The sequence below is a fragment of the Lancefieldella parvula genome, from assembly GCF_963530955.1.
GTDB lineage: Bacteria > Actinomycetota > Coriobacteriia > Coriobacteriales > Atopobiaceae > Lancefieldella > Lancefieldella parvula_A.
The window spans coordinates 1-8240 of the sequence record NZ_CAUSFQ010000063.1; the positions used below are offsets into that span (position 1 = coordinate 1).

The window sequence follows — 8240 nt, forward strand, 5'->3', positions numbered from 1 at the left end:
CAAATACCTTCTGCAAAACCAGAACATCCAACAGGCAACGTGTACCTGGACTTTGCCGCAGCTACACCTATGGATCCGCGTGTAGTCGATGCAATGATTCCGTACTTTACCGAGAAGTTCTATAACCCATCGGCACCGTATGCGCTGTCTCGCCAGGTTCGTGACGAGGTAGAACGATCACGTGCTGTCTTGGCGCACGCTATCGGCGCTCGTCCAGGAAACGTGGTACTCACGGCAGGTGCTACAGAGGCCAACAACCTGGCGTTTGCAACTGTTTCGGAAGACGCTCACGTTATCGTTGACGCCATTGAGCATGAGAGCGTTCTAGCGTGCGCAGGGATTTTCTCGCACAAGACGCTCCGCGTAGAAGCAGATGGTCGTGTGGACCCAGAGCGGGTTGTAAAAGCACTCAAGCCAGAGACCGAGCTGGTTTCTATTGAACTTGCAAACGGCGAGATTGGCACCATTCAGCCTATCCGAGAGATTTCGCAGGTGCTTGCCAAGGAGCGCTCACGCAGGCTAGCAGCAGGGGAGACTCGTCCGCTGCACTTGCACGTAGACGCTTCTCAGGCGGCGGCGTACTTGAGCGTAAACGTGTCGTCGTTGGGCGTGGACATGCTGACGCTTTCTGCTGCAAAGCTTTCTGGTCCCAAGCAGGTAGGCCTTCTGTGGGCTTCCGATGACGTGCGCTTAAGGCCGCTGGTGCTCGGCGGTGGGCAAGAGGGCGGCGTTCGTTCAGGTACAGAGAACGTCGCGGGCGTCATTGGTTTTGCGTGTGCTTTAGCGCTTGCAGATGAGACTCGCACTGACGAGGCAAAGCGGGTTTCTCGCCTTAGAGATCAGCTGCAGACGCTGCTTTGCGCGGAGTTCCCGCAGATGATTGTCTCGGGACCAAAGAACGCCAAGCTGAGGCTCCCTAACTTGCTGCACGTTTCGTTCCCGGGGCTTGAAGCTCGTCGTCTGGTTATTTTGCTTGAGCGCCTGGGCGTGTCAGTGGGAACGGGCTCTGCGTGCGCTGCATCAAAAATGCAAATATCTCACGTGCTCGAGGCAATCGGGGTACCGCGAGAAGTAGCAGCGGGAAGCCTCAGGTTAACGCTTGGAAGAACTACCACAGAAGACGACATCTTGTACGCAGCTTGGGCAATTGCCGAGGCCGTCAAGCAGGAGTCTGCTCGTGTAGGAGTGACATGGGAGAACTAGTTTACCTTGGCATGAGCGGCGGCGTTGATTCGGCGCTTTCTGCAGCTCTACTTCTTGAGGCGGGCTATAACGTCAAGGCTATCTATATGCGCAACTGGTCCAAGGACCTGCCCGGCTTTAAGTGTCCTTGGGCAGATGATTTGGCCGACGCTGAGCGCGTGTGCGTAACGCTTGGCATTGATTTGGACGTGTGGGACTGTGAAGCCGAGTATAAGGCTACCGTTGTGGATTACCTGCTTGATGCCTACGAGCACGGTCGTACGCCCAATCCAGACGTTATGTGCAACCAGACGGTAAAGTTTGGCACCCTTGCAGAACGCGCCTTTGCTGAGGGTGCAGATTTTGTTGCAACAGGTCACTACGCTCAGAATGTCCTTGGCACCAAAAAACTTCTGCGCGCCGCAGACGCTCACAAGGATCAGACGTATTTCCTATGGCGTGTACCAGGTCATTTGTTTGAGAGAACACTCTTTCCAATTGGACACATTCCCACTAAGGCAGAGGTTCGTGCTATGTGCGCAGAGCGAGGCTTGGGCATAGAAACTAAGCCAGATTCCGACGGTATTTGCTTTATTGGTCCTGTTGGTTTGCGCACGTTTTTGCTGGACACCTTCAAGAAAAAGCAGGGCGACGTTATTGAGTGGGAGACAGGCAAGGTTCTTGGCACCCATGACGGAGCGTTTCTCTTTACCGTTGGCCAGAGAAAAGGCCTGAACATTGGTGGAGGCCCTGCTCGCTATGTAGTAGCAACCGACACGCTTAAGAATGTGGTCTACGTAACCTCTGACCTCAACTGTCCTGCGCTGTGGACTTGTCGCATGGAGCTCTCGGACATGCACTGGATTTCTGGAGAACCTGCAGCTAACGGTAGGTATGTGGTCAGAACTCGTCACACAGGCGCGCTGGTTCCCGTAACGTTTACGCTCACAGATAATCAATGTGGATTTATTGAATTTGACCAGCCGGTAAAAACTGTTGCAGCAGGTCAATCGGCGGTTTTGTACAACGGCCAGGAAGTCGTTGGCGGTGGCATTATTGAGGCCGACAAGAGTATACTTGAGCGGTTCATGTAAAATGAAAAGCAGGTAGGTGGCGAGAAACCCTTTGAGGTTGCATCGCCTACCTGCATAGAGTGTTGTTTCTGTACACGTATTGTGATCCAGAGTCCAAGGAGGTGCCCATGGATCGCCCAGATGGCGCGTCTGAAACCGAGCACCCCTCATCTACACCGCAGGTAACGGTGAAGATTGGATCTACAACCGTTAAGGGTGTTTCAACTAAAAAACCTAAGATTAGTGTTGCTCCTACTTCTTCATCCGAGCAGGTAGAAGAGGCAAAAGAGAGCTTTGGTCAGGTTAGAAAAAGCATCCTCTTTCTCTTTGCAGTCGTAATTCTTTATGCACTCTACATTGTCTTCTCTGGTCAGTTTGATGAGTTTGTTGTTGCTCTGGCAGACGTAGATACAGGCTGGCTCATTGCTGGCGCTCTGTGCTACTTTGTCTACTATTTCCTGGGTATTCTCGCCTATGTAATTTCAGTCATTACAGACCCCGAGAGTCCCGTTGGTGTTCGAGACCTGATGAGCGTTGAGGCGTCGGGCATATTCTTCATGAACCTCACCCCAAATGGTGCAGGTGCTGCTCCCGCTCAGATTTATCGCCTGACTCGTGCAGGTATTTCTGTTGGCCAGGCAGGTGCTCTACAGTTCACACGCTTTGTTATGTACGAGGCGGGCGAGGGCATCTTTGCAGCTCTTATGCTTATCTTCAGGGCTAATTATTTCTACGAGCAATTTGGCGACGTTACGGTTATTGGCGTAATTTTGTTCGGCGCAAAGATAGTGATGGTCGCAGTTATCTTGGCCATTTGCCTGCTTCCTAAAATGGTAAAGACAGTGGGCAACTGGGGCTTAAGGCTTCTTTCACGCTTGCGCATTGTAAAGCGCTATGACCACTGGCATGGCATCATTAACACGCAGGTAGATGAGTTCTCAAACGGCTTCAAGACCGCCGCTAAGAACATTCCAGAGATGTGTGTTGTCTTGCTGGTTACTTTGGTTCAGCTGGGTTGCCTCTATGCGCTTCCATACTTTGTCTTGCGTGCACTTGGCCAGCCCGCAGATCTTCTGACCTGCCTTGCATCTGGTTCAATGCTTGAGCTTTTGACCTCGGCCATTCCACTTCCTGGTGGTACTGGTGGCGCTGAGGGCGGCTTTGCCTTCCTGTTTGGTCACATGTTTGGCGAGGAAATTGCCGCAGGCTTTGTACTCTGGCGCGCTATCGAGTATCTGCTTCCAACTCTGGCAGCAAGCATGCTTTTGGGCCTCAGATCTCACGATCACGAGCCTATCTACCATAAGTGGAATCGCTTCCGTCAGCGTTTCTCGGCCTTTGTAAATGGCGAGAAACCCGCTGTTGCTTCTACATCGCCTCGTCCAGATACCTCTGGCATTCAAATTAAGGTTAAGCGTAAGAAGTAGGGAAGAGATAAGAAAGAAAAGCCAGAATGTGGCTTGATGCATGAGTTTGTTCTATAGGACAGATGTATGAGCAGCACTTGGTAAAGGAAGTACTCTTATGCGCAATACACCAAAACCCATTCTGATAATTCTTGCACCAATTCTTATTGCCGTTGCCGTTGGTCTTGTCTATGATCTGCAGAATTTCTTACAGGACATTCCGGAAGTACGTGACAATCCAATGCTCTTAGCAGGCGTGGCTTTGTTTATACCAATGCTTGTTGCACTGGTTAAGGACACGTTTGACGCACACGGTCTCTAGGCGAAGGTTATTTTTGTTGAGTTGGCTTTGAGAAAAAGAACAGGTATATTCCAAAGCCAAGTTTAATTGCCGCATCAATATAGGCAGTTATTGTCAGTGGGATGTCTGGAAAAATATAACCTATACCAACATTAACGGCGCAGAGTATAGCCAAATAGATCATCGATTTTCCGTGTACAAAGTAATAGAGGAAAAAGTGCAGCGCCGTGGCCATTAACGCGCCCAACCAAATAAGTCTCCAGTTTTCAGTTGCAAAAAATGGTCCACCTAATAAAAACATCAAAATGAATAAGAAAATCACAGCGTATAGAGACATTTTGTTCTGGAACTTACTTGAAGGACCATCGGAAAATCTATTGAGAACTTTCTTATTTGTATTTATAGATAAGAAGGCTGCAACATATCCAAAGCTAAATACGGACATATTGATAATCTGCTTTCCACCTATTACGGTAGCTGCAAAAATGATGAGAGCTACAACAATTAACCAGAGACCGCATGATTTCTTATAATTAAAGTGAAGCTTCTCGTCTTTGTTATATTCCAGAAAGTTCATAAGTTTCTCCCTCAATCGAACCGCTTGCCATAATACTTCTGACCGTATGCTTTTACAATCCAGTTGCCTATTTTTTAATAATTGAGGTGCAGAAGACGTACGGGTTTAAAAGGCGGTCATTCATTTGATAGCCCGCGGTATTTAAATAGCCGTCAATGCATTGACGAGACGCTCTTGTGCAAATTTCTAAAAAAGTTGAGTTTGACGGTTGCAAGAGGGGCGGGTTTCTCGTAATATATCCCTTGCTGCATCCCCAGCAGCAAACATATTCGGGCGTTTAGCTCAGGGGGACGAGCGCTTCCCTGACACGGAAGAGGTCATAAGTTCAAATCTTATAACGCCCACCAACTGTTCACAGGTCAGAGTAATCTGGCCTGTTTCTTTTTGTGGATATAAATAGTAATCATTATTGTTATTGACAAAAGAGTTAAAGAGAGTAAACTTCTAACTAGCACGTTTTACAAATTGTTTTACTTACAGAAAGGAACTGACTATGTCTCTTATTGGTAAGCAAATTGGTGATTTTAAGGTAAACGCATTCCAGAACGGTGACATCACCGAGGTAAGCAAGGAGTCTACACTGGGCAAGTGGAGCCTGTTCTTCTTCTATCCAGCTGACTTTACCTTTGTCTGCCCAACTGAGCTTGAGGATCTTGCTAACAACTATGACAAGTTCCAGGCTGCTGGCGCAGAGGTCTACTCTGTCTCTTGCGACACTGAGTTTGTCCACAAGGCATGGCACGAGGAGTCCGAGCGTATCTCTAAGGTAACCTACCCAATGCTCGCTGACCCAGCTCACGTTCTTGCAAGGAACTTTGAGGTCCTTATTGAGGATGCTGGCCTTGCCGAGCGCGGTGCTTTCATCGTTGACCCTGAGGGTGTCATTCAGGTTGAGCTTGTCACCGCTGGTGGCATTGGTCGTAACGCTGAGGAGCTTCTCCGTCTTCTCCAGGCTGCACAGTTTGTTGCAGAGCACGGCGATCAGGTCTGCCCAGCTAAGTGGCAGCCAGGTGCTGAGACCCTGAAGCCAAGTCTTGACCTTGTTGGTCAGCTCTAAGATTTAGGAGCTTACAATGACCGACGTCAAAGACCTCTACGACGCGGTGATTATCGGCGGTGGGCCAGCTGGGCTCACCGCCGCCCTCTATCTGGCCCGCGCTCGCTACCGTGTTCTAGTTGTCGAGAAGGACCATTTTGGCGGACAGATCACTATTACTAATGAGGTCGTTAATTACCCGGGAGTTTTCTCTACTAGTGGCTCTGAACTCTCAGAAACCATGCGTAAGCAGGCTGAGGCCTTTGGCGCAGAGTTTTTGCTGGCAGAAGTCACTGACCTGGATATGTCCGGAGATGTCAAGGTAGTTCACACCACCAAAGGTGAGCGTCCCTGCCTCTCCGTTCTTCTCGCTACAGGAGCACATCCACGTCATATTGGCTTTGTGGGAGAAGAGGACTACCAAGGTCACGGCGTTGCGTACTGCGCTACCTGCGATGGCGAGTTCTTTACCGGCAAGGAAGTCTTTGTCATTGGTGGAGGCTTTGCAGCTGCAGAAGAAAGCGTATTTCTAACTAAGTACGCAAAGCACGTCACGGTTCTTGTGCGCGAGGAAGCATTTACCTGCGCCCCTGCGTCGTCCGAGGCTGCTCGCACTAATCCAAATATTACGGTTCTGTACAACACGCAGGTTGAATCCGTTGCCGGAGATTCCGCACTTAGGTCTATTACGTACAAGAACCTCAAGACGGGCGAGAAGACCACGTTTGCTCCAGAAGATGGCGATTCTATTGGCGTCTTTGTCTTTGCGGGCTATGCGCCAGAGACCGACCTGGTAAAAGAACTGGCTCAGACTGATGATTACGGCTATCTGATCACCAACGAGCATCAAGAAACAACCCGTGAGGGTCTTTTTGGTGCTGGTGATGTGTGTCAGAAGCCATTGCGTCAGGTTGCAACGGCTATCGGTCAGGCAGCAACTACCGCTACCGAGATGGAGCGCTATATCAAGCGCGCTCAGGAGAAAACTGGCCTTGTTCCACAGATGAACGTCACGCGCATCTCGTCCAAGAAGGAGGCTCCTGAGGCTCCTGCGGCCAAGACCACCTCTGCCTCTGGAGAGCTTTTCACCGACGACATGAAAGCGCAGCTCAACGCTGTCTTTGAGCGCATGGCACGTCCGCTTGTGCTTCAGCTTGAGCTTGATCAGAGGCCTGTTTCTGAGGAACTTGTTGCGTACATGGAGGAGCTTTCTTCTATGACCGATAAGCTGAGTGTCCAGACGGTCTCAGACACGGGCGAGAAGAACCTTCCCGTTGTTCGCGTTTGCGCAGAAGATGGCACGCCAACAGGCCTTGCGTTCCACGGTGTTCCTGGCGGTCATGAGTTCACCTCATTTGTACTGGGACTCTACAACGCTGCAGGTCCTGGTCAGCCTATCAGTGACGAGGATAAGGCATCTATTGCCGCTATTGAGTCAAAGACACATCTTCAGGTTTTGGTGGGACTCTCTTGTACCATGTGCCCAGATGTTGTTGTGGCCGCTCAGCGCATTGCTGCAGACAATCCTCAGGTCACCTGCGATGTCTACGACATCAATCACTTCAAGGAGCTCAAAGACACCTATGACGTCATGAGCGTTCCTTGCTTGGTTATCAACGACGGTCAGAAGGTTGACTTCGGTAAGAAAAATCTCTCTCAGATTTTGTCGCTCATTCCATAAGATCCATTTGCGTCCAGGAGAGGGTGGCGCTCATGAATATGCCGAGAAGACCAACGGTCTTCTCGGCATTTTTTGCGACGTATGAAGTAAGCGTATGAAGCTTGTCTAGAGGTGCAAGGCCACGTCCCCTTTACAGAGCTTTTTGCTGGTAGAGACCTGCATCGTTAAAGCCTTGCGCACGATAGTAAGCGCGCGTTCCAATTGAGCTAATAACGTTAAGACTGGTATAACCCGCATGTGCTGCGATAGAGGAGGCTTTGGCAAGAAGCTTTTGGCCCAAGCCCTGGTGTTGAGCAGACATTCCTTCTGAGCCCAGCGAAAGCGCCTGTCCGTACACGTGAAGCTCTCTGATCATGGCCTGACCTGGCTGTACCAGCAGCTCATTGGCGGCAACATCACATACGCCAGAGGTTAGTTTGTCCCAGTGGGGAAGCGAAAGCCTGCAGAAACCTGCGATTTTATTGTCAGCAGTTACCCACTGCAGGAAGTGCTCGTCACTGACTGCGGTAGTGTAGGTAAAGTCTTGAAGGGTAAGTTCCGCGGCACGTACCTGCTGCTGGTTAATCTCTCTAAAGCGAATCTCCTGTACGCGGTTTGCAACATCTTCAGAGGTAAGTTCCTGCTCAACCATCTGACGAAGGTTGGTATGTTTGTTTCCCACCAGAATATCGGTGGCACTAATGTCTCTGATCATACGAGAAATGCGCACGTATGGAGGCGTTGCAAGCATGTCTTGAACAAGCATGTCTACCAGCTCATCTTTGGCGTATGGCTGCCATGCACCCTCACGGTATTTCTGGACCAATTGCGTTCCAGATACCAGTGCACAGGGGTAGAGCTTAATCTCGTCAGGGAGAAATCCTGGATCTGTGACAAATGTTTTAAAGTCCTGTTTATCTGCTTCAGGTGTTGCCCCAAGAAGATTGACCATTAAGTGAGAGTGGATTTTAAATCCATACAAACGAATGAGTGAGAAAGCTCGTT

8 protein-coding genes and 1 tRNA gene are annotated in these 8240 nt (G+C 49.9%); 7 read left to right on the forward strand and 2 right to left on the reverse strand.

Annotation, left to right across the window (positions count from 1 at the left end; all coding sequences use genetic code 11):
- Positions 1 to 3: 3 nt before the first annotated feature.
- From RWJ43_RS04960 to RWJ43_RS04975, 4 genes are all read left to right on the forward strand, one after another.
- Entirely contained in the window at positions 4 to 1203 is a 1200-nt protein-coding gene (locus RWJ43_RS04960; protein ID WP_314008528.1) for a cysteine desulfurase family protein, read from the forward strand.
- Entirely contained in the window at positions 1191 to 2276 is a 1086-nt protein-coding gene (mnmA, locus tag RWJ43_RS04965; protein WP_314008511.1) for a tRNA 2-thiouridine(34) synthase MnmA, read from the forward strand. Before RWJ43_RS04960 ends, mnmA begins: the two co-directional genes overlap by 13 nt.
- A gap of 107 nt (positions 2277 to 2383) precedes the next feature.
- Entirely contained in the window at positions 2384 to 3682 is a 1299-nt protein-coding gene (locus RWJ43_RS04970) for a lysylphosphatidylglycerol synthase transmembrane domain-containing protein (protein ID WP_314008513.1), read from the forward strand.
- A 97-nt stretch (positions 3683 to 3779) separates the two neighbouring features.
- Positions 3780 to 3983 (forward strand): hypothetical protein, encoded by a 204-nt coding sequence (locus RWJ43_RS04975; RefSeq protein WP_314008515.1) that lies wholly within the window; start codon positions 3780 to 3782, stop codon positions 3981 to 3983.
- A 7-nt stretch (positions 3984 to 3990) separates the two neighbouring features.
- Here the strand turns inward: RWJ43_RS04975 and RWJ43_RS04980 are convergent, their stop codons facing one another.
- Positions 3991 to 4539: a DUF6609 family protein gene (locus RWJ43_RS04980; RefSeq protein WP_314008518.1), complete on the reverse strand. Its 549-nt coding sequence runs from the start codon at positions 4537 to 4539 to the stop codon at positions 3991 to 3993.
- Between the two features lie 271 nt (positions 4540 to 4810).
- On the opposite strand from RWJ43_RS04980, the gene RWJ43_RS04985 reads away from it, so the two are divergent.
- From RWJ43_RS04985 to RWJ43_RS04995, 3 genes are all read left to right on the forward strand, one after another.
- A tRNA-Val gene (locus RWJ43_RS04985) sits at positions 4811 to 4886 on the forward strand.
- A 146-nt stretch (positions 4887 to 5032) separates the two neighbouring features.
- Entirely contained in the window at positions 5033 to 5596 is a 564-nt protein-coding gene (ahpC, locus tag RWJ43_RS04990; RefSeq protein ID WP_314008521.1) for an alkyl hydroperoxide reductase subunit C, read from the forward strand.
- 16 nt (positions 5597 to 5612) lie between these two features.
- A complete protein-coding gene (locus RWJ43_RS04995) occupies positions 5613 to 7256 on the forward strand; it encodes an FAD-dependent oxidoreductase (protein WP_314008524.1) in 1644 nt (547 codons plus the stop codon).
- A 130-nt stretch (positions 7257 to 7386) separates the two neighbouring features.
- Here the strand turns inward: RWJ43_RS04995 and RWJ43_RS05000 are convergent.
- Positions 7387 to 8240 (reverse strand): GNAT family N-acetyltransferase (locus tag RWJ43_RS05000; RefSeq protein WP_314008525.1); only part of this gene is annotated, 854 nt, incomplete at its 5' end.